Here is a 21,477-nt window from a genome sequence, read left to right on the forward strand (position 1 = left end):
ACCTAGGTGGTGAAATGCTCTCCGGAATTGGCCCCATATTTCTCCAACTCGCCCAGCGGGTTGAAGAGGACATCATCAACGGCACCTTCGCTGAAGAGAGCATCGTCCCGTCAACCAACGAATACGCGGTTTTTTACCACATAAGCCCCATCACGATCTCGAAGGGCATCAACCTTCTCGTCGATCGAGGAGTGCTCTATAAGAAGCGCGGAATTGGAATGTTCGTGGTGCCAGGCGCCCGCGAACAATTGAGGGCGGAACGCAAGAAAGCGTTCCGCGATCAGCACCTCAGCTCGTTACTCCAGGAAGCTCAACTTCTCGGAATCGATCGAGACGAACTTGCCGACATGATCAGACAGAAAGATGTCCCATGAACACCACTTCACTCTCCACTCCTGCCATCGAGGTCCACGGGGTCACCCGAAATTTTGGATCAGTGGCCGCCCTTCACGACGTCAGCTTTTCCGTGCCCCAGAACTCCATCGTGGGGCTGCTAGGGCGCAACGGTGCTGGCAAAACCACGATCATGTCGATCCTCTCCGGACAAGACCGACCCTCACAGGGGCACGTCACCGTGTTAGGTCATGCACCGTTCGAACACGCACCAACGTTGACTCGCATAATCAACGTTCGGGACAATCAGCGATATCCAGACGACTATCGCCTGCACCACGTATTGCGGATCGCCCCAGATTTCGCCCCTCATTGGAACGCGGATGTCGCAGCAGAATTAGTCGACGCGTTCCAGATCCCGGCCAAAACTGCGCTAAAGAAACTCTCTCGCGGCCAACTCTCCTCGATCGCGATTGTGCTCGGGCTCGCCTCTCGCGCACCGATCACCCTCCTTGATGAGCCCTACCTCGGGCTAGACGTCGCAGCGCGAGCACTTTTCCACCGTGTGCTTCTCCGTGACTACGGTGAACATCCTCGAACCGTTGTGCTCTCCACGCACCTTATTGACGAATCCGCTTCCTTATTCGACAGAGTCCTCATCATGAATAAAGGGCGCATCGTGGTAGACGATGAGACCGACAATGCGACTGCACGCGCATTTACCGTGAGCGGCGCCACGAGAGCTGTCGAGGCTGTGCTGGTCAACCATCCGGTTCTGGAATCGCACACGATAGGGGCGCTGACAGCAGCCACGGCCGCTGGTGAAGTCAATGAAGCGCTGCGCGAACACGCCGCCGAGCGCGGAGTTCACATCGGCCAACCGACACTGCAAGAACTCGCTTCTGCCCTCGGGGGAGAGAACGCCCTTGCCTACACCGGGAACGCCGTCGAAAAGAAAGAAGCTAAGCGAGCATGAGTAACGTCGCGTCGACTACAAAACTCCACCTCAATAAGCGCGAGATGACATTTGTTGTCCCCCTCTACATCACCGCGATGGTCGCGCTGGTATCTATATTGATTTCGCTACTATTCTGGCGATCGGGTAGCCTTCCTGGCACTGAAGGGTGGATTCAGGGTTCGCAAAATAACCCCGGAATGGCCTACGCGTTACCCGGATTCCTCGTCTATCTGGGAGTGCAATCCATTGCCACAACGTTCCCCTTCGCCCTCACTCTCGGTTCAACCCGCCGATCATTCGTCGCCGGAACGCTTGCGTGGGCTGTCGTCACCTCGGCATACATGACCGTTGCGTTTGCACTCTTGACCGCTCTTGAGCTTGCAACCAATCATTGGTTCGTTGGTTTCTATATCTTCGACATCCATGTTCTGGGTGCGGGAAATTTCGCTCTCCTGCTGCCCATTGTGTTTCTCTCAACGCTCTCTCTGCTCACCATCGGTGGGGTCTTCGGAGCAGCCTGGCTCCGATTCGGATCACGCGGACCAATATTCTTAGGCACTGGCGTAGCGATCCTGATCATCGTGGCGCTCATCATCGCTATACCGTCAGCTGTTGAGATTGCGGCTGCCTTCGAGCTCTGGTGGCTCGCGATCGTCGCGTTCGCAGCGATCGCAGCATCGTCCATCGGCAGTTGGCTGCTTCTGCGCACCGCGACCGTGCGATAAGTGAACGGCAGGAGATCGTTCCGTCTCGAAAGCAACACTGTTGCCGCCAACGTTGTTTGTAAAACTTGACGATTCGCGACACGCCTACGCTTGTCAGCCAGCACTCAGGAAACATGCAGATACTTGGTTCATGGCTGACGGACCCAAGATTCTGATTGTTGACGACGAACCCAACATTCGCGACCTGCTCACCACGAGCCTGCGCTTCGCAGGATTCGCGGTGCGTGCGGTAGGAAGCGGGGCACAGACCATCTCGGCAGTTCTTGAAGAAGAACCCGACCTGATCATCCTCGACGTGATGTTGCCCGACATGAACGGTTTCGGGGTGACCAAGCGCCTTCGCGCTTCGGGCTACACCTCCCCCATCCTGTTCTTGACGGCTAAGGACGACACCGAAGACAAGATCATGGGTCTCACCGTCGGCGGCGATGACTACGTCACGAAGCCTTTTAGCCTCGACGAGATCGTGGCGCGCATCAAGGCGATTCTGCGCCGCACCATGCAGGATGACGAAGAGACGATCATCCGCGCCGGCGACCTCACCATGGATCAGGACACTCACGAAGTGTCGATCGGCAGCGAACAGATCGAGCTCAGCCCCACCGAGTTCAAGCTGCTGCGCTACCTCATGCTCAACCCCAACCGCGTGCTCTCGAAGGCTCAGATCCTCGACCACGTCTGGGAATACGACTTCAACGGCGACGCCGGCATCGTAGAGAGCTATATCTCCTACCTGCGCCGCAAGCTGGATCAGCACACCGAAGAGCCGATCATCCAGACCAAGCGTGGCTTCGGCTACATGCTGAAGGCCGCTAAGCCGTAACCATCTCTGATGGCCAGCTCGACACCAACTAGGGCGTCGGGCTGGCCATATTTGTTCCCGATTCCCAGCCACGCAAGGTACCGTTCAGATCATGCAGGAGAACATCCCCGACGCGTGGAGCCGCATCTCGCTTCGCACGAAGGTCACCGGAGTGACGGTGCTTCTGCTGACCATGGGGCTCCTCGTCGCAGGCGTGGGCACCGCTGCCGTGCTGCGGGACTACCTGCTGCAGCAAACTGACGAAAAGATCAGTGCTGCCGCCGACGATCTCGACGGCCGCATCCAGTACACGGGCACCACTAAAGACCCGCAGTGCAGTGTTTCTCGACTGCCCAACGACCTGTACTTCGCCGTTCTCAACCACGATGGCAGCATGCGCTGCAACAGCCGTGAAGAGGATGCCGCACGCCCCGTTCTTGATGGCATCACGATTGCCGTCGCCAGCTCCCAAACAAGCGAGTTCACGCTGCCCAGCACCTCCATCGGAGGCCAGTGGCGCGTCATCGCTTACCCCGCAATCAGCACGATCGGCCCTGACTTCGTCACGATCGTGATCGCGCGCGACCTCGGCGATTCCAACGCGATCGTTGCGCGCTATGCCGCCATCTTCCTGTTCTTCGGCTTGACCGTGGTCATTGTCGGCGGCGCGCTCACCCGGCTTTTGGTGACTTCGACCTTTGCACCGCTGCGCGAAGTGGAAGCCACCGCGGCACGTTTCGCCGAGGGTGACTTCGACCAACGACTTTCTGTGGCAACGCCCAATACCGAAGTGGGGCGCCTCAACCGCTCCCTCAACTCCATGCTGGGTCGAATCGATCGAGCTTTTGCCGATCGTGCCCGCACCATCGACCAGATGCGCCGCTTTGTCGGTGACGCGAGCCACGAACTGCGCACTCCTCTTGTGACCGTGCGCGGTTACGCCGAGCTCTACCGCATGGGCGCGATCACGAAGTCTGATGACGTCGCTCAGGCCATGGAACGCATCGAGAAGGAAGCCATCCGCATGGGTGGTTTGGTTGAAGACCTCCTCGAGCTAGCTCGCATTGACGAAACCAAGCCTCTGCAGTTGACCGAAGTTGATCTTCTTCCCCTCGCTAACGATGCCGCGATGGATGCTCGGGCCTCCACCGGTCGCGTCGTCACGGTCATCAACACGAACCCCCGCATCGACTCGGATGCCGTGGTCAAGCCACACCTGAACGACGATGAAGACACCGACACTAAGGTCATCACGCTCCCCGAGAGCTCAGATCCGGCCCCCAGCACCCCGTCGCGTGGCGTCGCCGCTCTCGCCACTGGCCCCATTGCCGCTGCCGGAGCTCGCCTCTCACGACTGGCCTCGCGGAAGAAGTCTGCTGCCGTCGCTAAGGCCGCCGCTCGCATCACTCAGGCGATCGCTCCCGTGCCGAAAGACCTCAACGCCGTCGTCATGGCCGAAGAAAACAAGATTCGCCAGGTGCTCACCAACCTCGTGACGAACGCACTTCGTTTCACCACCGACACGCCTGTCGAGATCGGCGTGGGCGTCGACCATGAGCGCCAGATGGCTGTGCTCTCTGTCATTGACCACGGCGAGGGCATCCCGGAGCAGATTCGCAGCAAGGTCTTCGAGCGCTTCTGGCGTGCCGACAGCTCACGCAACCGCGATACTGGCGGCAGTGGACTGGGACTCGCTATCGTGTCGGCCATCGTCAGCGCCCACAAGGGCACCGTGCAGGCCCTTGAGACGCCCGGTGGCGGCGCAACCTTCCGGGTTGAACTTCCCCTCCTCCCCAGCAAGCCTGCCGCGGCAGAAGCCACCGAAGCTAAGTAGTAACCGGGCGGGGCTCTCGCCAGAATCTACCGTCGAGCTATGACTCGATACCAAGTAGATAGTGAAGCCGTTCTCAGCGCCACCGGAGCGGTTCAGAACTCCATCAGCCGCATCCAAGCCGAAGTAGCTGGCCTTCATGGGCAGCTCACGAACCTGCAGGGGTCGTGGACGGGGCAAGCGGCCACCGCGTTTTCCACGGTCGTGACCGACTGGAAGGCCACCCAGCAGCGGGTTGAAGAGAACCTCGCTGCGATCAACACGGCGCTCAGCCAGGCCGGGCAGCAGTACGCGGAAATTGAAGCGGCCAACGCCCGCCTCTTCTCCCGCTAGCGCAAGAGCTTCACCGCTGGTGCCTGTACCGGTGCGTCTCGGCGACCGAGCCGACAGCCAAGCGCGACATTAACGCCAGAATGGGCGCCTCCCGAAGGAGACGCCCATTCTGTGTTCAGCTATGCAGCTGTGTGAAGCGGTGAGACTTAGAAGTCCATTCCACCCGACGGGTCACCCATCGGTGCAGGGTTCTTTTCAGGCTTGTCAGCAACAACGGCTTCGGTCGTGAGGAAGAGACCTGCGATCGACGATGCGTTGAGCAGCGCCGAGCGGGTTACCTTGACCGGGTCGTTGATTCCCGCAGCGAGCATGTCGACGTATTCGCCGGTAGCTGCGTTGAGGCCGTGACCAACCGTGAGGTTGCGAACCTTGTCAGCAACAACACCAGGCTCGAGACCGGCGTTGAGCGCGATCTGCTTGAGCGGTGCGTCGATAGCAACACGAACGATGTTCGCTCCGGTTGCTTCGTCACCAACGAGGTCAGCCATTGCCTGGCTGTCGAAAGCGATCTTGCCAGCCTGAATCAGGGCTACGCCACCACCGGCGACGATTCCTTCTTCAACAGCAGCCTTTGCGTTGCGGACTGCGTCCTCAATGCGGTGCTTGCGCTCCTTGAGCTCAACCTCGGTTGCCGCTCCAGCCTTGATGACTGCAACTCCACCGGCGAGCTTCGCGAGGCGCTCCTGGAGCTTCTCGCGGTCGTAGTCGCTGTCGGTGTTGTCGATCTCGGCACGGATCTGCTTGACGCGACCTGCGATCGCCTCTTCTTCACCAGCACCTTCGATGATCGTGGTCTCGTCCTTGGTGATAACGACCTTGCGGGCGCGACCGAGGAGTTCGAGAGTTGCGTTTTCGAGCTTGAGGCCGACCTCTTCAGAGATGACCTGTCCACCGGTGAGGATGGCGATGTCAGCGAGCTGAGCCTTGCGACGGTCTCCGAAGCCAGGAGCCTTGACGGCTACCGACTTGAAGATGCCACGGATCTTGTTCACAACGAGCGTTGCGAGTGCTTCGCCGTCAACGTCTTCGGCAATGATGAGGAGCTGCTTGCCGCTCTGGATTACCTTGTCGACGATGGGGAGAAGATCCTTGATGTTCGAGATCTTTCCGTTGACGATCAGAACGTAAGGGTCTTCGAAGACCGCTTCTTGACGCTCTTGGTCGGTTACGAAGTATGCCGACAGGAAGCCCTTGTCGAAGCGCATACCTTCGGTGAGCTCCAGCTCGGTGCCGAACGTGTTCGACTCCTCAACGGTGACAACACCTTCCTTGCCGACCTTGTCGATAGCTTCGGCAATCAGTGCGCCGATCTCGGGGTCACCAGCAGAGATGGATGCGGTAGCAGCGATCTCTTCCTTGGTCTCGATTTCCTTGGCGCTAGCAACCAGTGCCTCGATGACCGAGTTGGTTGCCTTTTCGATACCGCGCTTGAGGCTGATGGGGTCTGCACCGGCAGCAACGTTGCGAAGACCTTCGCGAACGAGAGCCTGAGCGAGAACAACAGAAGTGGTCGTACCGTCTCCGGCTACGTCATCCGTCTTCTTCGCTACCTCTTTGACGAGTTCTGCACCGATCTTCTCGAACGGGTCGTCGAGTTCGATCTCCTTGGCGATGGACACACCGTCGTTCGTGATGGTGGGGGCGCCCCACTTCTTTTCAAGAACTACGTTGCGGCCACGTGGGCCGAGGGTGACCTTTACGGCGTCGGCGAGAGTGTTCAGGCCGCGCTCGAGGCCGCGACGGGCCTCTTCGTTGAAAGCAATGATCTTTGCCATGTGTGTTTCTCGTCCCTCCCGGACGTCGTACAAGCGAATAAGTTGGCACTCGAACTGTGCGAGTGCCAAGGTCAAAATTAGCACTCGACAGGGGCGAGTGCAAGACAGCCCAGCGCACTCGACAGGGGCGAGTGCAAGACAGCCCAGCGCACTCACGGGGGCCACGCTTGCGGTGGTTCGGTGCGGTGATTCGGGGCGGGCACTCGGGGGCTCCTCGGCCGTGATCTGCGCGGGCTTGGGCGGCGTGCGTGCGTTAGATCACGGGGCGCGGGTAGCGGCTTTCAGCGCGGTGCAGGGTTCCGAAAACAGCCCCGGTTTTGCACAGCAGGACCGGCGCGGTCCGGCGCGGTCCGGAGTGGTCCGGAGCGAGCGGGCGTTATTCCGTAGGCTCGTCCGTGGCTTCGGCTGCGGGCGCAAGGTAGTCGGTGCCGATGACGATGGTGATTTCGGCGCCGGGGAAGACATCAGCCTCGACGAGGCGGATTTCTCCGCGACCGAGGGCAATGGCGAGCCCCGCCGCTACGTCTTCGTCGGCTTCGTTGCTGTAGTAAATGTAGGTGTCTTCGATGTCCCGGGCGGAGGCGGGGGCGGCGCTGCCGGTGGGCCAGCCTGCGGCGGTGAGGTCGTCGAAGATGGTGGTTTGGAGTCCACTTTCGGGGGTTCCATTGAGCACGTCAATGGTGATGCCGCGGGCGGCATCGAGGGTTGACGGATCGGTGAGAGGCTCGACGGTTGCCGTCGGCTCGGGTGTGACGACGGGTTCTTCTGGGGTGGCGAAGAACGGCAGGCCTAGGTCGTCATCGAGGTATTGGCTCAGGGCGAAGAGACCGCCGAAGACGAGCACGCCGGTAGCGAGCAGCGCCCAGGCGAAGCCGATCCAGCCACGACCACGGCGCTTGGGGCCGCGGTGGGCTCCGATGCGCTCGACGTCGTCGGGCAGTTCGTCGAATCGATCTTTCGGGTAACTCGCCATTGCTTAGTCTGTCAATTCTTCGTCATGGAGGCTGGTGGTGGTTCGCACGGTTCGGGTGCGGTTGTCACGAGTGCGGCGCAGTCGCGAGACCAGCATGGGGTCGTAGCGGACGGCTGCAGGGGTGTCGATTACCGCGTTGAGCATTTGATAATAGCGCGCACTGGAGACTCGAAACTGGGAGCTAATGGCCTCTTCTTTTGCGCCGACGTGGCGGGTCCATTCGCGTTCAAAGTCGAGGATGCTCTTGTCGCGTTCGGACAGACCTGTAGCGGGGTGCGATGCGCTTTCGTTTTCTGACACGGCTGAACCTCCCCTGTGCAGGTAAGCCTAGGGCGTGGGCCCGGTGGCTTTGCCGAGCGACTCGGCTTGAGAGCCCATTTTGGGCTGGTCGAGGTTAGGATGGCCTTAGTACCCGTTTTCTCCGATTGGTTTCTATGCGCATCCGACTCCTCACTGCTGTTGTGGTGTTGTCTGGCGTTGCTTTTGGGGCCAGCGGATGTTCGGCAACTTCGATTGCGGAGGCTCCGGCGGTCACGGTTACCGCCGACTTGACCTCTCCCCTTGCGGCGTTGTCGGTGTTGGGCGATGCGAAGGACTACAGCGGGTTGGTGCAGGCGACGCTGCCGACATCCGGCATTTCTGCTCCGGAGGCCGCTCCCCCACAGTCGTTGCCGGTAACGGTCACCTCGCACGATTTGAGTGGCGATATTCCTGTGACGGTGTCGTCGACGGATCGCGTTATTGCGATGGACATCTCGGGGTCGATTGCGGCAACGATCGCGGGGCTTGGCCTGGTCGATTCGCTCGTGGCGCGGGACATTTCGACGACGTTTGATGAGGCATCCGAATTGCCAGTGATTACGTCGAATGCGCACACGGTGAACAGTGAGGCGATTCTGGCTCTGCGGCCCGACCTGGTTCTGACCGATGGCTCGATCGGCCCGATTGATGTGGTCGTGCAGTTGCGTGATGCGGGGATCCCCGTGGTTTTTGTGGAGACCGAGCCATCAGTCGAGGGTGTCGCTGAGTTGGCTCGCCAAACAGCGGCCGCGCTCGGCACTCCCGCCGCCGGCGAAGAGCTGGGCGCGCAGTTGAGTGCGGAGATCGAAGCGAAGATCGCCGAAATCGCCGAGATCGTTCCTGCGGGCGATCGCTTGCGCATGATGTTCCTCTACTTGAGAGGCACCTCGGGCGTGTACTACCTCTTCGGGCAAGAGTCGGGCTCTGATGTGCTGATCAACGCACTGGGTGGCGTGGATGTCGCGGCCGAAATTGGCCTCGAAGGAATGCGGCCCATGACGGACGAGGCCATGGTCGCGGCGAACCCCGACCTCATTCTGGTGATGACCGGCGGTCTCGATAGCGTCGGCGGCGTGAGCGGCTTGCTCGAAGCTCGCCCCGCCGTGGCTCTCACCGAAGCCGGCATCAACCAACGTTTTGTCGAGATGGATGACGGCGAAATATTGAGCTTCGGCCCCCGCACCGTCACGGTGCTGGATGCACTCGCGCGTGCAATCTACGCGCCAACCTCGGGTTCGTAGGCCTCGCCTAGATGTCGCTGCTGTCGGGCTTCGCTGAGGTGTCGGGCGAGTCTGCGGCGTTGCCAGCCTTAGCACCCCGTGCGCGTGCGGTTCCGCGACGTCGGCTGACGTAGAACACAACTCCGATGCCCCAGACTAGCGCGATGACCGAGGCCATCACAACGAGGTTGCGGGCCAGCACGGGGTCGCGCAGGCGCGGTTCGGGCATGCACTCGGGCGTCGCACTGAAGCTCACCATGATGGGGTCAAACTGAGAATCGGGCGGGTACGTTCCGAAAGCTTCCGACCCGGCCTCGGTGAGGGTGACGGGGGCATCTGCGAGCAGCGCGGTGCCGCCTTCGACAGTGATGCCTGAGACATCAATGGTGGCAAAATCGACGTTCTGGGCATCCACGGGAACACCTTCTTGTGTGGTTCCCGACACGTCAAAGACGAGGGTTGCTGTCTTGCTGGCGTCGAAAACGATCTCGAGTCCGCTGAGGGTGGTGTCGAGGATGCCGTCGTGCCCCATGAAGCGCAGCGTTCCGTCGAACGCGATCGTGCCTTCACCCGCGTCGAGCTGGCCGGAGCCTGCCGTCCAACCGAAGTTGGGGGTGTCATAGGTGGCACCGTCGCTCACCGCCCATTCACCATTGGCGATCGTGCCGCTGATGTACGACCGAAGCGACTCTTTCACGCCCCACGTGATCGCGGCATCGGTCACGTCGCAGATGTCGGAATCGGCAGCGACGGTTACGTTCGCGGGGGCAGCGTCAGCTTGCAGGAGGCTCGCGCCCGCGGCATCCGGAACTGCAGCATTGCTTGTCATCGGAGTGAGCGCGATAGCAACCGCGGTGATGACGAGCGCGGCGGGGCGGAGCAAGCAGACGTTGAGGCGACGCATTACTGTACGGGGCGGTACATCGATTGGTGCATGATCGTGGCTTCTTCGTAGAGCTCACCGAAGGCTTCGAAACCGAACTTGGCGTACAGCGGCACAATGTATTCCTGCGCATGAAGCAACATCGCCTGATCGCTGTAGTCGTTGACGATGCGTTTCATGATGATCTGCGCAAGACCTTCTCCGCGGCGATCTTCGCGAACCACCACGCGACCGATCACGCAGTGGCCATCACGGTATTCGGCGATTTCGTTGTGTAGAACGCGGACGTAGGCGGCGACTCCGAGGTCGTCGGTAATCCAGTAATGCCGCGTGGTGTCTTCTTGATCGCGGTCGTCGAGTTCAGTCTCGTCGACTTTTTGCTCAACAAAAAATACGTCTGTGCGCAGTTTCATGATCGAGTAGAGCTCGGTTGTTGTTAATTCGCCCCAAGACTTGGCGATCACGGAATCATTAGACACAACCACGAGTTTAATGTACTGAGCAGCGAGAGCTGGCAACTTAAGGAGACCACTATGACGTACAAGGTGACTAAGACCGAAGAGCAGTGGCGCGAAGAGCTCGGAATCAAGTATTCGGTGCTCCGCGAAGCTGGCACCGATCGCCCGTGGTCTGGCGCCCTTCTCGACGAGAAGCGTGCCGGCACTTACCGCTGTGGCGCCTGCAGCGCTGAGCTCTTCAAGAGCGACACCAAGTTCGATTCTGGTTCGGGATGGCCCAGCTTCTACGAAGCCATCAACCCGGATGCTGTTGAGCTGCGCGAAGACCGCTCACTCGGCATGGTTCGCACCGAAGTGGTGTGCGCCACCTGTGGTTCGCACCTCGGGCATCTCTTCGATGACGCCCACCAGACTCCGACCGGAGACCGTTTCTGCTTGAACTCTTCGTCGTTGGAATTCGACGAGCAGGACTAGTTCGACGGCAGCGTTATTTCGGCTGCAGAGTCTTAGGCGGTCGCTGACTCGAAAGTGACGCGATCGCCACGGCGATGAGGGTGAGCACCACACCGATCACGGTGGTCGGTGCCACCCCATCGCTGTCTGTGGGCAAGAAAATCTCGAGTGCGAGCGCACCGATCAGCTGACCTGCAATCGATCCGAGAGCAAAAAACAGCACTCCCGTGATCGGCACGAGAACGGCGGCGACCGCGATAAAGATGACACCGATCGCTCCCCCGACGTACAGCGTCGGGTCGGTGGGGAAGTCGTGTTGCCAGCCACCGGCGAAACCGTAGGAGATCGCCGCGATTGCCAGCACCGTCGTGCCGACGACGAAATTGACGTAGGTGGCCGTGAGGGGCGAACGCGTCACGTGGCGTACGTGACCGTTGATGGCCTGCTGCCACCCGATCCCGAATCCGGCGGTGAGAGGCAAGAACACGAGCAAGAACGGTCCGTCGAGGCGCAAATCAGCCAGGCCAGAAAAAATTACGGCCCCCACTGCGAGGGCGGATGCCGCCACCCGCAATACCGTGACCGGTCGCTTCTGGAGGCTGCCGATACCCACCCGGTCGATCACGGCGGAGCTGATGGTTTGGCTCGCGACGACCGCCACGGTGAAGAGAGCGACGCCGAGAGCGGTAGCCGCCAGGCCCTGGGTCAGAACGAAGAATGCACCGAAGGCTCCCCCGCTGAGGTACCACCAGGGCAGTCGTTTACTGACCACTTCGGTGCGAAGCGTTCGAAATCCAGCACGCGCGGTGGGCACAAACGGCACGATGAGCGTGAGGATGACGAGGCCCGAGCCAAAAGAAATAAACGCCGCAAGGGTGGAGTCGTGAAGCTCCACAGCGAGCTCGCCGTTGATGCGACTTTGGGCTGCGACGAGACCGCCAGCGACCATTGCGGCGAAGATTCCGGCGAGCGCGCGACGGCGACTTCGAGGACTGGTTGGGAGCATAGGGCTAGTCATGTCTAAAATAGGGCGTTGGCCCAAGCCTCCTTAGCTCAGCTGGCTAGAGCACCGCTCTTGTAAAGCGGGGGTCGTCGGTTCGAATCCGACAGGAGGCCCAGCAAAGAATGTCGAAGGCCGTCGGGGTTGTTTTAACCCTAGCGGCCTTCGACATCGCTGTTTAACTGACGCCTGTCGGAGGAATGCCGTGCGGGTGCTACGTCGGGTCGACCATCACCTTGAGAGCGGTGCGCTCGTCCATCGCGGTGTAGCCATCGGGGGTCTGCTCGAGTTTCACGGTCTGATCGAAGACCAGCCCCGGGTTGACCGTTCCGTCGAGCACGGCGGGCAACAGCTGCTCGATGTACGCGCGAGCGGGAGCTACACCTCCGACAAGGCCGACGTTCTTGCCGAAGAGACTCTGCCGACCGACCGGGGCATCCTCGTACTGCGGAACGCCGACACGGCTGATCACTCCGCCGGCACGGACAACGCCAAGGGCCTGCTCGTAGGCGGGCATGAAACCGACAGCTTCGAGAACCGCGTGGCTTCCCGTGCCGCCGGTGAGTTCGCGCACCTGGGCGATGCCCTCTTCGCCTCGCTCGGCGACGACATCCGTGGCTCCGAAGTGGATGCCAAGGTCAGTGCGCGCCTTGTGGCGGCCCATGAGAATGATGCGCTCGGCACCCATCTGCTTGGCGGAGAGCACAGCGAGGAGGCCGACAGCGCCATCACCGATGACGGTAACGGTCTGGCCAGGAGCAACGCGAGCCTTGTAAGCCGCGTGCCAACCGGTGGCGTAGACATCAGAAAGCGTGAGGAGGCCGGCGTACTGTGATTCGTCGACAGTGCCGGGAACCTTCACGAGGGTGCCGTCGGCGAAGGGCACGCGCACAGCTTCGGCCTGGCCGCCGGTGATTCCACCATTGCCCCAGTACCCGCCGTGGATGCACGAGGTCTGGAGCCCTTCAAGGCAGAACTCGCAGGTTCCGTCGGAGTAGGCGAAGGGCGCGATGACGAAGTCGCCGACTTTGAGCGTGGCGACATCCTTGCCGAGCTCTTCGACGACGCCGATGAATTCGTGACCGATGGGGCGAGCATCCGCATCCGCTGGCATGGAATGGAAGGGGTGCAGATCGCTGCCACACACACAGGCGCGGGTAATACGAACGACCGCGTCAGTGCTCTCGATGAGCTTCGGGTCAGGGGCAGTGATGACGCGGACATCGCCGGCGCCGTAAATGTAAGTAGCTCGCATGACCCTATTCAACGCCTGCGCGACCCCGAGTGACGAATCAGTCTTTGTTCAGCGAGCGGGGGTAGTCGTCAGTGGATGGTGCGACGCTTGAACGTAGAGCACCCAAGGAGGACCAGACCGTGGCCAGCTTCGCCGACAAACCCATCCTCGACGTCAGCATCGCCGAATGGACGGACTACCTCGAGAACGAGCCGTCGCCCGACGGCGTGCGCCTCAAGCTCCGCAAGAAACTGTCGAAGGCCCCCGGCATCACCTGGAGTGAAGCCCTCGATGTCGCCCTGTGCTTCGGATGGATTGACGGCCAGATGGCACGCCTCGACGACGACTACACGCTGCAAGCGTTCACCGCGCGCCGCAAAAACAGCCCGTGGTCTCAAGTGAATCGCGACCATGTTGCGCGGCTCATCGAGGAGGACCAGATGCGGCCAGGCGGCCTCGCCGAGGTCGAGCGCGCCAAGACCGACGGTCGCTGGGATGCCGCGTACAGCCAGAAGAACATGACGACTCCCCCAGACCTGCAGGCCGCCCTCGACGCGAACCCGGCCTCGGCAGATTTTCACGCCAGCCTCACCAAGAGTGAGCGCTTTCAGATCTATGCGCGGCTCACCGGCATCAAGACGCCAGCCGTCCGCGCCGCCCGCATCCGGGACATCGTCGAGAAGGGTGCGATCGGCGAAACGGCCGTAGCAGCAGGGCGAGCGGGACTCCGGCGGAATTACTCGGGCAGCTGCGCGATACGCCGATCGAGATGCTGCTGTTCGGCGGTGTTCGTGGCCAGTTCGCGCGCTCGGGCGAAGGCTTTCGCCGCCACATCCGCATCGCCGGCACGCAACAACAGCTCGGCACGAGTAGCCCAATACAGGTGATAGTTCTCAAGGCCGGTGATTTCGGCGAGCAAGCGCAGCCCCGCGTCAGGGCCGTCGGCCATTGACACCGCGACCGCACGATTGAGTGCCACCACGGGCGATCCACCCGTCATGGCCAGCAGCACGGCATAGGCGGATGCGATAGCCGGCCAGTCGGTGTCAGCAGCAGTGCGCGCTGTGGCATGGTGACGCGCAATGACCGCTTGGGTCTGGAACGGCCCCGGCTGCAGGCGTGCGAGCGCACTACGCAGGAGCCGGTTCGCCTGTTCGACGAGCTCACCGTCCCAGCGGGTGCGATCTTGGTGCTCGAGAAGAACCAGTTCGTCGCCGCGAAAGCGAGTGTCGTGGCGGGCGCGAGCGTAAAGCTCCAACGCCAGCAGCCCCTCGACTTCGGGATTATCGGGGAGCAGTTCGCGCGCGGTGATCGTGAGACGAATCGCTTCTTCGACGAGATCGAGGCGGGCACCAGCACCGCTCCCCCCGCGAGAGATAACCCTCGTTGAAAATGAGATACACCACGGTGAGCAGGGCATCGACTCTCGCTGTGAGGTCTTCCGGGATGCTGAGCGGGATGCCCGCATCACGAATCTTGCGCTTGGCCCGCACGATCCGCTGCGCAAGCGTCTGTTCGGGCAGCAAAAATGCGGCCGCAATCTCCGCTGTGGTGAAGCCGCCGACGAGCCGGAGGGTCAGCGCCACTTGGGTGTCTCGATTCAGTGCCGGGTGACAGCAGAGCAGCAGCAACCGCAGGTGTTCGTCGCCCGAATAGTGAGCATCGTCAATCAATTCGGGCACCTCCTCATCGTTGCCGCCGGGGCCATCGTTCCCGCCGCTGTTGTGCTCGGCGACAGCCAGAAGATCGGGGGCTGCCCGCGCAAGACGTCGCGCAGCGGCAGCATCGCGCCGCACCCGGTCGACCGCGCGATTGCGCGCCACCGTGTAGAGCCAGGCTGCGGGGTTGTCAGGCACTACGGCCCAGTTCAGAGCCTCAACCAGCGCATCCTGCACCGCATCATCGGCAACGTCGAGGCCAAAGCGGTGCGTGAGAAGAGCGAGTACGTGCCCACTCTCCTCACGCGCCAGGCGGGTGACCGCCTCTGAGTTATCCGGCACGCTACGAGGGCACCACCGGGCGAACCTCGAGCGAGCCGGCCGGAATCGGAACCTCCGCAGCAAGCGCAAGTGCCTCATCCAGATCTTTGGCTTCCACAATGTAGAAGCCGCCGAAGTGCTCTTTGGTTTCAGCGAACGGTCCATCGACGATCGTGTCGCCGGCACCATACGCCCGACGAATCGTGGTCGCGGTCTCGACGCCCTGGAGCTGATCGGCAGCAACATAGTGGCCGCCATCGATGAGTTTCTGGTTGTAGGCCATCCACGGCGCCATCATCTCGTCGAAGGCGTCCGTGCCCGGTTCTGGGCCATCGAAAGGTTCAGAATGAATCAGGATCATGTACTGCATGTTGTTTCCCTAGCCGATCTGTGAAGTGTGGCCGATGACAACGGACATGACGATGAGAACTGCGAGTACTCCACGATAATCATGTCCTTTCGGGGCCGGGGATTTCCCTGCCCTCACTGACATGACGCAGCGCACGTGCCGAATCGACACGTGCGCTTGAAGAACTTTAGAAAACACCGTCAGGCCCTCGTCTACCCGGCAATCCCTTGCCAAAAACCCCGGAATCGCGGGCCAGGAAGCACAAAAACGGGGACCCGCGCTAGGCGCGGATCCCCGTGAGTTTTGCTACAAATTACGCACCGGGGGTGAGTACACCATCGATGAGGTAAACGGTTGCGTTGGCCGTGTGAACGCCACCACAGATGACGTTGGCGCCGTTGACGGTGATGCTGTCGCCGCTACCAGCAACGGTGACCATTTCGCCGTTGACAGTGGTGAGCTCGCCAGCAATGTCATCCGGAAGGATCTGGCCAGGAACAACGTGGTAGGTGAGGATGCTCGTGAGCAGTTCAGCGTTCTCGGGCTGCATGAGAGCCTCTACGGTCTCGGCAGGAAGCGCTGCGAAAGCGTCGTCAACCGGAGCGAAGACGGTGAATTCTGAACCGTTGAGAGTGTCAACGAGGTTGACGTCTGGGTTCAGGCCACCCGAAACTGCTGCGGTGAGGGTGGTGAGCAGCGGGTTGTTCGACGCGGCCACTGCTACCGGGTCCTGAGCCATTCCGACGATCGAGCCGCTTCCGTCCGGAACGGTCTCGGCGTAAGCAGCGCAGCCGGCGCCGACGAGGTCTGTCGTGTAGTCCATCTCCATCGACGGTGAGCTCTCTTCAGGAGCCGGTGCTGCGGTGTCGTCTGCTGCGCCAGTGGAACAACCGGCGAGGCCGACCATTGCTACTGCAGCGAACGTGAGGGCGGCGATGGTGTTGCGCTTAATGGATCGCATGTGAATCTCCTTGGTGAAAGTTTGTGGCCCCCGATGGACCCTGTTTACCGACTCGCTGCCGGCTTACACAGGACTATTCGGGGCACCCCCGAAAAGGGTTTGGAACTTTTCCAAAGTTTTTTGAAATGGCTTTTGCCTAGAGGGAGGCACAGATCTCTGCCGCGTAGGCTCGCAGCGACGGCTCTGGACCCGCAGACTGCCCCACCGATCCGAAAGCAGCACCCCCATGAACCAACGTGCGGCCCGACGTGCGACTCGAGGCTCGACGCAACGCTCGCCGCGAGGCTCGATGCGACCTCGGCCAACGCTCACCTCCGTCTTCGCCACCCTCGGCGGCGTGTTCCTGAGCTGGATGCTGGGCGCCGTCGTCGTGCGACTCGGGCTCGACTGGTCAGATACGTTCCCCTACTCCCCCGCTTCAGAGTGGAGATACCTGGGCGTCGCGCTTCTTGCGCTGGCCATCGCCGTCGGCGGAAGCATTCTGGCGTGGCGCTTCGGGCGGCGCTTCAGACGGCATCCGAAGCCCGCCGCAGACGACCGCCAGTAAAGACGTAGCAACCTCAGACCAACCCTTACGGGCCACGGTTCCGAACTTCACTGCAGCCGCCCGGGCTCCCGGGCGTCACACAGTTCTGTGGAGGAACCTCATGCTCAGTCTCGCCCTTATCGGCTTCCTAGGAGGCATCATCACGGGTATATCCCCGTGTATCTTGCCGGTTCTGCCGGTCATCTTCTTGTCTGGTGGTGCCATGAGCGCCCGAGACGAAGGGGAAACCAAGAAGCGTCGCTTCGCTCGCCGCACGATGCCCACCGCATCCGATGCCGCCGCCATCAGCGACAGCGCTACCGCAACAGCAACCGCTGAGAAGGATGCCGCCCCCAAGGTTTCACCGTGGCGCCCCTACTTCGTTATCGCCGGCCTCGTTGTCGCGTTCAGCGTCTTCACGCTCATCGGTTCGCTCATTCTCGCGCTGCTCAACCTCCCCCAGGACTTCCTGCGCTGGGCCGGCATCGTCGTTCTCGTCTTGATCGGCCTTGGCCTCATCATCCCCGCTTTCCAGCACATTTTGGAGAAGCCTTTCTCGTGGATTCCGCAGAAGAATGTCGGTACAGACAAGGGCGGCTTCGTGCTCGGCCTGGCTCTCGGTGCCGTCTACGTGCCCTGTGCAGGACCAGTTTTGGCGGCTATCACGGTCGCTGGCTCAACCGGACGCATCGGGCCCGAGACCATCGTGCTCACGATCACCTTCGCTATCGGTGCCGCTCTTCCGCTGCTGATCTTCGCTCTTGCCGGCCGCCGCGTCGCCGAGCGCGTCAAGACTTTCCGCAAGCACCAGCAGAAGATTCGCGTCACTGGTGGCGTTCTGATGATCGCTCTCGCGATCGGCCTCGTGTTCAACCTGCCGCAGGCACTTCAGCGTCTCGTTCCTGACTACACGAGCGCTTTGCAAGACCAGTTCAGCAACTCAGAACAGATCGCAGAACAGCTCAATCTTGGTGGTCTCGTCAACGAGCAGAACAAGGATCTCGACCAGTGCAGCAACGGCGGCACCGAGCTAGAGAGCTGCGGTATCGCTCCTGATATTCAGGGCATCCAAGAGTGGTTCAACACCGAGAACAACGAAGAAATCACTCTGGATGAGCTGCGCGGCGAAGTCGTTTTGATCGACTTCTGGGCGTACTCCTGCATCAACTGCCAGCGCGCAGTTCCGCACATCAACAGCTGGTACGACGCTTACAAGGATCTCGGTTTGAACGTTATCGGCGTCCACTCCCCCGAGTACGCCTTTGAGAAGGTTCCCGCCAACGTCAAGGCTGGCGCCGAGAACTACGCGATCGAATACCCGGTTGCTCTCGATAACAACCTCAGCACCTGGACCAACTACCGCAACCGCTTCTGGCCGGCACATTACCTCGTCGACGCTGAGGGCGTTGTTCGTCACATCAAGTTCGGTGAAGGTAGCTACCAGACCACCGAGAAGCTCATTCGTGAACTGCTCGTGGATGCCAACCCTGACGTTCAGTTGCCGCCAGCAACCGAGGTCAGCGATGACACTCCCGAAGCTGGAACCACGACTCCCGAGACGTACCTCAGCCTCGGCAAGGTAGTGAACTACGGCGGCGACGAGAAGTATTCGTCGGGCACCAACACGTACAGCTTCCCGTCGAAGCTTGCCGACAACAGCTTCGCCCTCAAGGGCGACTGGGAGCTCACCTTCCAGAACGCGACTCCCCGCAATGGCGAGGGCACGATCAAGCTGAACTACACCGCCAGTGAAGTTCGCATGGTTCTCGGTGGAGAAGGCACGATCACCGTGAAGCGCGATGGCAAGACGGAGACCATCAAGGTCTCGGGTACGCCGAACTCCTACTCGATCATCCCCAAGGGCGACACCATCGAGACCGGCACACTGGAGGTGACCGTGAGCGAGGGCGTTGAAGCGTACTCGTACACCTTCGGCTAACCAGCACTCCTCTGCACGAACACAAAGGGCCCCCGATCCAAACGGATCGGGGGCCCTTTGTGGCGAGTGGAAGCCTCGTGGGGAGGGGATGCTCGCGAGAAACTAACGCTTGTTACGGCTCCGGCGTGGGAGTCGGTGTCGGCGTCGAATTGGCGTTGAAGTCATCACCGGCAACCTGAATAACGAATGCCTGGAAGCTAGCGAGATCGTTGACCGCACCCTCGTACTTCACGCCATTGACGAGAACCGTGGGGGTGCCCGTCACAGGTCCGACGTCAGAGTTCGGAATGGGGTCTGAAAGGGCACGCGACGTGGAGTTCTTGACCCATGTCTTGAAAGTCTCGTCATCAATGCACTCAGCGACTGCGTCAGTGTTCTCTACTCCGACAACATCCAACAGCGCGATCAAGTCATCGTCGCTCAGACCTGTCGTATTCTCTGCCGGCTGCACTTCTTCGGAAAGAAGCGTGTTGTGGTACGCGTAGAAGTCGTTCGGCGAAGTGTCCGCGACACACGCGACAGCGTTGACTGCACGCGATGAGTAGCGCTGACCCTGCGAAAGACGGTCGAGGATCGTAATGGGGTGAATCTCGAGAGTTGCAGCGCCATTCTCGACGAGGCTCTCGATGTATTCAGCGTTGGTCTGCTCGAAGGCACCACAGATCGGGCACAGGTAATCGACGTACACCTGAATATCGAGTACGCCGGATTCCTCGTCACGAACGTTGGGAGTCGGCTCGGCGTCCGAGGCGTTTGCCGCGGCGGGAGTCGCGATGAACCCTTGGTTGAGTTGGATGCCGTCACTCGCGAAGTTCTTCGGACCGGGGCCGGCAGGCTGGTTGGAATTCACCAGCACGAGAGCGATGACGGCAACAATCGCAACGAGTGCGAGGCCGACGCTGCCCTGAAGAATCCACTTGGTACGGCGGTCCTTCTTCTTCTGTTCGTCACGTTGGATGCGAGCTTTTTCCCGCGCCGCTTCGCGACGCTCATTCTTAGTGAGTCGGCTGTCGCCGGAGTTGCCGTTGCTCAATCGAACCTCTTTTGCCGTATGAATCGCTGTGTTGGGCGCCCAGAAACGACGGCGCACCCGTCGAATTCTAGGAGGAATCTCTGGGAATTGCCCAACTGAATGCCAAGTTCGCCACTGTTCTGGGGTGGACCACTCGGTCGGCTGACCCCCAAAAAGGTGCAATAATGACGCAACGCGGTTTCGACCGCTGTCCATCACAACGGATCGTCCGGCACGTACCTGCCGGTGAAGGAGAAAAATAGAACAATGGCGTCTGTAACTTTTGACAATGCAACCCGCCTCTACCCGGGATCAACGGTCCCGGCTGTAGACAAGCTGAATCTTCACGTAGAAGACGGCGAATTCCTCGTACTTGTCGGCCCCTCGGGTTGCGGTAAGTCCACCAGCCTCCGCATGCTTGCTGGCCTCGAAGAGGTCAACGATGGCAGCATCCTTATCGGCGACCGCGACGTCACCGACGTTCCGCCGAAAGACCGCGACATCGCCATGGTCTTCCAGAACTACGCGCTGTACCCCCACATGACGGTTGCCGAGAACATGGGCTTCGCGCTCAAGATCGCCGGCGTCAACAAAGAAGAGCGTGCTGAGCGCGTACTCGAGGCAGCAAAGCTGCTCGACCTTGAGCCGTACCTCAACCGCAAGCCCAAGGCCCTCTCGGGTGGTCAGCGCCAGCGTGTGGCCATGGGTCGCGCTATCGTTCGCCAGCCCCAGGTCTTCCTCATGGATGAGCCGCTCTCGAACTTGGACGCCAAGCTGCGCGTTCAGACTCGTACGCAGATCGCTAGCCTGCAGCGTCGCCTCGGAGTCACCACGGTGTACGTGACTCACGACCAGACCGAGGCACTCACCATGGGTGACCGCATCGCAGTTCTCAAGGACGGCCTCCTCCAGCAGGTTGGTACTCCTCGCGACCTGTACGAAGCACCTCAAAACGTGTTCGTTGCTGGCTTCATCGGCAGCCCTGCCATGAACCTCTTCAGCGTTGACATCGTTGATGGCGGCCTCCAGTTCGGTGACGCCGTCGTTGCGGTTGATTCCGAGACGCTCGGTGGCACGGACGCAAAGACGGTCACCATCGGCATCCGCCCGGAAGATGTCCTCGTATCGACCTCAGGTAGCGGCCTTCCGGTCGATGTCGACCTCGTTGAAGAACTCGGTGCCGACGGTTACCTCTACGGTCACGCAGACATCAAGGGCGAGCGCGTAGACATCGTCGCTCGTGTTGATGGCCGCTCGCACCCGAACGCTGGCGACAAGGTCTTCCTCACGCCGGAGCCCAACCACGTTCACGTGTTTGACACCGAGTCGGGCCTCCGCCTGACCAAGAAGCCTGTAGTCGCAAGCTAACTTCCGCTTTACGATCGAGCCCGTCGACGTCGAACCCAGTTCGGATGTTCGGCGGGCTCCTTCCT

At 60.9% G+C, this 21,477-nt stretch carries 23 protein-coding genes, 1 tRNA gene and 1 pseudogene; 13 read left to right on the forward strand and 12 right to left on the reverse strand.

Annotated elements, in window-relative coordinates; all coding sequences use genetic code 11:
• The first annotated feature begins 14 nt into the window (after positions 1-14).
• The 6 genes from ACWTV1_RS04615 (at position 15) to ACWTV1_RS04640 (ending at position 4,982) form a co-directional block, all read left to right on the forward strand.
• Complete coding sequence (locus ACWTV1_RS04615; RefSeq protein WP_498504309.1) at positions 15-374, forward strand: GntR family transcriptional regulator; 360 nt, start codon at positions 15-17, stop codon at positions 372-374.
• Positions 371-1,309, forward strand: coding sequence for an ABC transporter ATP-binding protein (locus ACWTV1_RS04620; protein WP_498504310.1), 939 nt, complete (start codon positions 371-373; stop codon positions 1,307-1,309). The genes ACWTV1_RS04615 and ACWTV1_RS04620 overlap by 4 nt, the downstream gene beginning before the upstream one ends.
• Positions 1,306-2,016: a hypothetical protein gene (locus ACWTV1_RS04625; RefSeq protein ID WP_498504311.1), complete on the forward strand. Its 711-nt coding sequence runs from the start codon at positions 1,306-1,308 to the stop codon at positions 2,014-2,016. The genes ACWTV1_RS04620 and ACWTV1_RS04625 overlap by 4 nt, the downstream gene beginning before the upstream one ends.
• A gap of 130 nt (positions 2,017-2,146) precedes the next feature.
• Complete coding sequence (locus tag ACWTV1_RS04630) at positions 2,147-2,839, forward strand: response regulator transcription factor (RefSeq protein ID WP_100388384.1); 693 nt, start codon at positions 2,147-2,149, stop codon at positions 2,837-2,839.
• Between the two features lie 91 nt (positions 2,840-2,930).
• Complete coding sequence (locus ACWTV1_RS04635) at positions 2,931-4,652, forward strand: sensor histidine kinase (protein ID WP_498504312.1); 1,722 nt, start codon at positions 2,931-2,933, stop codon at positions 4,650-4,652.
• 39 nt (positions 4,653-4,691) lie between these two features.
• A complete protein-coding gene (locus ACWTV1_RS04640) occupies positions 4,692-4,982 on the forward strand; it encodes a WXG100 family type VII secretion target (RefSeq protein WP_100388382.1) in 291 nt (96 codons plus the stop codon).
• A 146-nt stretch (positions 4,983-5,128) separates the two neighbouring features.
• On the opposite strand, the gene groL is transcribed toward ACWTV1_RS04640, so the two are convergent.
• The 3 genes from groL to ACWTV1_RS04655 all read right to left on the reverse strand — a co-directional run bounded on the left by groL (position 5,129) and on the right by ACWTV1_RS04655 (position 8,030).
• Entirely contained in the window at positions 5,129-6,757 is a 1,629-nt protein-coding gene (groL, locus tag ACWTV1_RS04645; RefSeq protein ID WP_100388381.1) for a chaperonin GroEL, read from the reverse strand.
• Between the two features lie 376 nt (positions 6,758-7,133).
• Positions 7,134-7,730, reverse strand: a complete 597-nt coding sequence (locus tag ACWTV1_RS04650) for a LytR C-terminal domain-containing protein (RefSeq protein ID WP_498504313.1) — start codon at positions 7,728-7,730, stop codon at positions 7,134-7,136.
• A 3-nt stretch (positions 7,731-7,733) separates the two neighbouring features.
• The gene (locus ACWTV1_RS04655) at positions 7,734-8,030 is read right to left on the reverse strand and encodes a DUF3263 domain-containing protein (RefSeq protein WP_498504314.1); all 297 of its coding nucleotides are present in this window, start codon (positions 8,028-8,030) and stop codon (positions 7,734-7,736) included.
• A gap of 134 nt (positions 8,031-8,164) precedes the next feature.
• On the opposite strand from ACWTV1_RS04655, the gene ACWTV1_RS04660 reads away from it, so the two are divergent.
• Positions 8,165-9,271: a heme/hemin ABC transporter substrate-binding protein gene (locus ACWTV1_RS04660; RefSeq protein ID WP_498504315.1), complete on the forward strand. Its 1,107-nt coding sequence runs from the start codon at positions 8,165-8,167 to the stop codon at positions 9,269-9,271.
• 7 nt (positions 9,272-9,278) lie between these two features.
• On the opposite strand, the gene ACWTV1_RS04665 is transcribed toward ACWTV1_RS04660, so the two are convergent.
• Both ACWTV1_RS04665 and ACWTV1_RS04670 read right to left on the reverse strand, forming a co-directional pair.
• Positions 9,279-10,154, reverse strand: coding sequence for an HtaA domain-containing protein (locus ACWTV1_RS04665; protein ID WP_498504316.1), 876 nt, complete (start codon positions 10,152-10,154; stop codon positions 9,279-9,281).
• A complete protein-coding gene (locus ACWTV1_RS04670; protein WP_498504317.1) occupies positions 10,154-10,612 on the reverse strand; it encodes a GNAT family N-acetyltransferase in 459 nt (152 codons plus the stop codon). Before ACWTV1_RS04670 ends, ACWTV1_RS04665 begins: the two co-directional genes overlap by 1 nt.
• A gap of 54 nt (positions 10,613-10,666) precedes the next feature.
• Here ACWTV1_RS04670 and msrB point away from each other — a divergent pair, with 54 nt between their 5' ends.
• Positions 10,667-11,065, forward strand: coding sequence for a peptide-methionine (R)-S-oxide reductase MsrB (gene msrB / locus ACWTV1_RS04675; RefSeq protein ID WP_100388375.1), 399 nt, complete (start codon positions 10,667-10,669; stop codon positions 11,063-11,065).
• A gap of 13 nt (positions 11,066-11,078) precedes the next feature.
• Here the strand turns inward: msrB and ACWTV1_RS04680 are convergent, their stop codons facing one another.
• Entirely contained in the window at positions 11,079-12,050 is a 972-nt protein-coding gene (locus ACWTV1_RS04680) for a DMT family transporter (protein ID WP_498504318.1), read from the reverse strand.
• Positions 12,051-12,086: 36 nt separating this feature from the next.
• Here ACWTV1_RS04680 and ACWTV1_RS04685 point away from each other — a divergent pair.
• Positions 12,087-12,160: transfer RNA gene (locus ACWTV1_RS04685), tRNA-Thr, on the forward strand.
• 98 nt (positions 12,161-12,258) lie between these two features.
• Here ACWTV1_RS04685 and ACWTV1_RS04690 read toward each other — a convergent pair.
• Entirely contained in the window at positions 12,259-13,299 is a 1,041-nt protein-coding gene (locus ACWTV1_RS04690) for an alcohol dehydrogenase catalytic domain-containing protein (protein WP_498504319.1), read from the reverse strand.
• A gap of 119 nt (positions 13,300-13,418) precedes the next feature.
• Between ACWTV1_RS04690 and ACWTV1_RS04695 the strand changes: the two genes are divergently transcribed.
• Positions 13,419-14,165 carry a YdeI/OmpD-associated family protein gene (locus ACWTV1_RS04695; RefSeq protein ID WP_498504320.1) on the forward strand — a complete coding sequence of 249 codons (747 nt, stop codon included), beginning with the start codon at positions 13,419-13,421 and terminating at the stop codon, positions 14,163-14,165.
• A gap of 299 nt (positions 14,166-14,464) precedes the next feature.
• Here ACWTV1_RS04695 and ACWTV1_RS04700 read toward each other — a convergent pair.
• The 4 genes and pseudogenes from ACWTV1_RS04700 to ACWTV1_RS04715 form a co-directional block, all read right to left on the reverse strand.
• Positions 14,465-14,656: pseudogene (locus ACWTV1_RS04700) on the reverse strand (DUF6596 domain-containing protein); the annotation flags it as partial.
• Positions 14,562-15,356, reverse strand: coding sequence for a sigma-70 family RNA polymerase sigma factor (locus tag ACWTV1_RS04705; RefSeq protein ID WP_498504321.1), 795 nt, complete (start codon positions 15,354-15,356; stop codon positions 14,562-14,564). The pseudogene ACWTV1_RS04700 and the gene ACWTV1_RS04705, both read right to left, overlap by 95 nt.
• The gene (locus ACWTV1_RS04710) at positions 15,280-15,627 is read right to left on the reverse strand and encodes a YciI family protein (RefSeq protein ID WP_100388370.1); all 348 of its coding nucleotides are present in this window, start codon (positions 15,625-15,627) and stop codon (positions 15,280-15,282) included. Before ACWTV1_RS04710 ends, ACWTV1_RS04705 begins: the two co-directional genes overlap by 77 nt.
• Positions 15,628-15,919: 292 nt before the next feature.
• Positions 15,920-16,567, reverse strand: a complete 648-nt coding sequence (locus ACWTV1_RS04715; protein ID WP_100388363.1) for a fasciclin domain-containing protein — start codon at positions 16,565-16,567, stop codon at positions 15,920-15,922.
• Between the two features lie 289 nt (positions 16,568-16,856).
• On the opposite strand from ACWTV1_RS04715, the gene ACWTV1_RS04720 reads away from it, so the two are divergent.
• Positions 16,857-17,114 carry a hypothetical protein gene (locus tag ACWTV1_RS04720; protein ID WP_498504322.1) on the forward strand — a complete coding sequence of 86 codons (258 nt, stop codon included), beginning with the start codon at positions 16,857-16,859 and terminating at the stop codon, positions 17,112-17,114.
• Between the two features lie 100 nt (positions 17,115-17,214).
• On the forward strand, positions 17,215-19,032 hold the full coding sequence (locus ACWTV1_RS04725) for a cytochrome c biogenesis protein DipZ (protein WP_498504323.1): 1,818 nt from the start codon (positions 17,215-17,217) through the stop codon (positions 19,030-19,032).
• Positions 19,033-19,144: 112 nt separating this feature from the next.
• Here the strand turns inward: ACWTV1_RS04725 and ACWTV1_RS04730 are convergent, their stop codons facing one another.
• Complete coding sequence (locus tag ACWTV1_RS04730; protein ID WP_498504324.1) at positions 19,145-20,065, reverse strand: DsbA family protein; 921 nt, start codon at positions 20,063-20,065, stop codon at positions 19,145-19,147.
• A gap of 246 nt (positions 20,066-20,311) precedes the next feature.
• Here ACWTV1_RS04730 and ACWTV1_RS04735 point away from each other — a divergent pair, with 246 nt between their 5' ends.
• Positions 20,312-21,412, forward strand: coding sequence for an ABC transporter ATP-binding protein (locus ACWTV1_RS04735; protein WP_498504325.1), 1,101 nt, complete (start codon positions 20,312-20,314; stop codon positions 21,410-21,412).
• Positions 21,413-21,477: the final 65 nt, after the last annotated feature.

The organism is Salinibacterium sp. VpJ6, assembly GCF_059767345.1.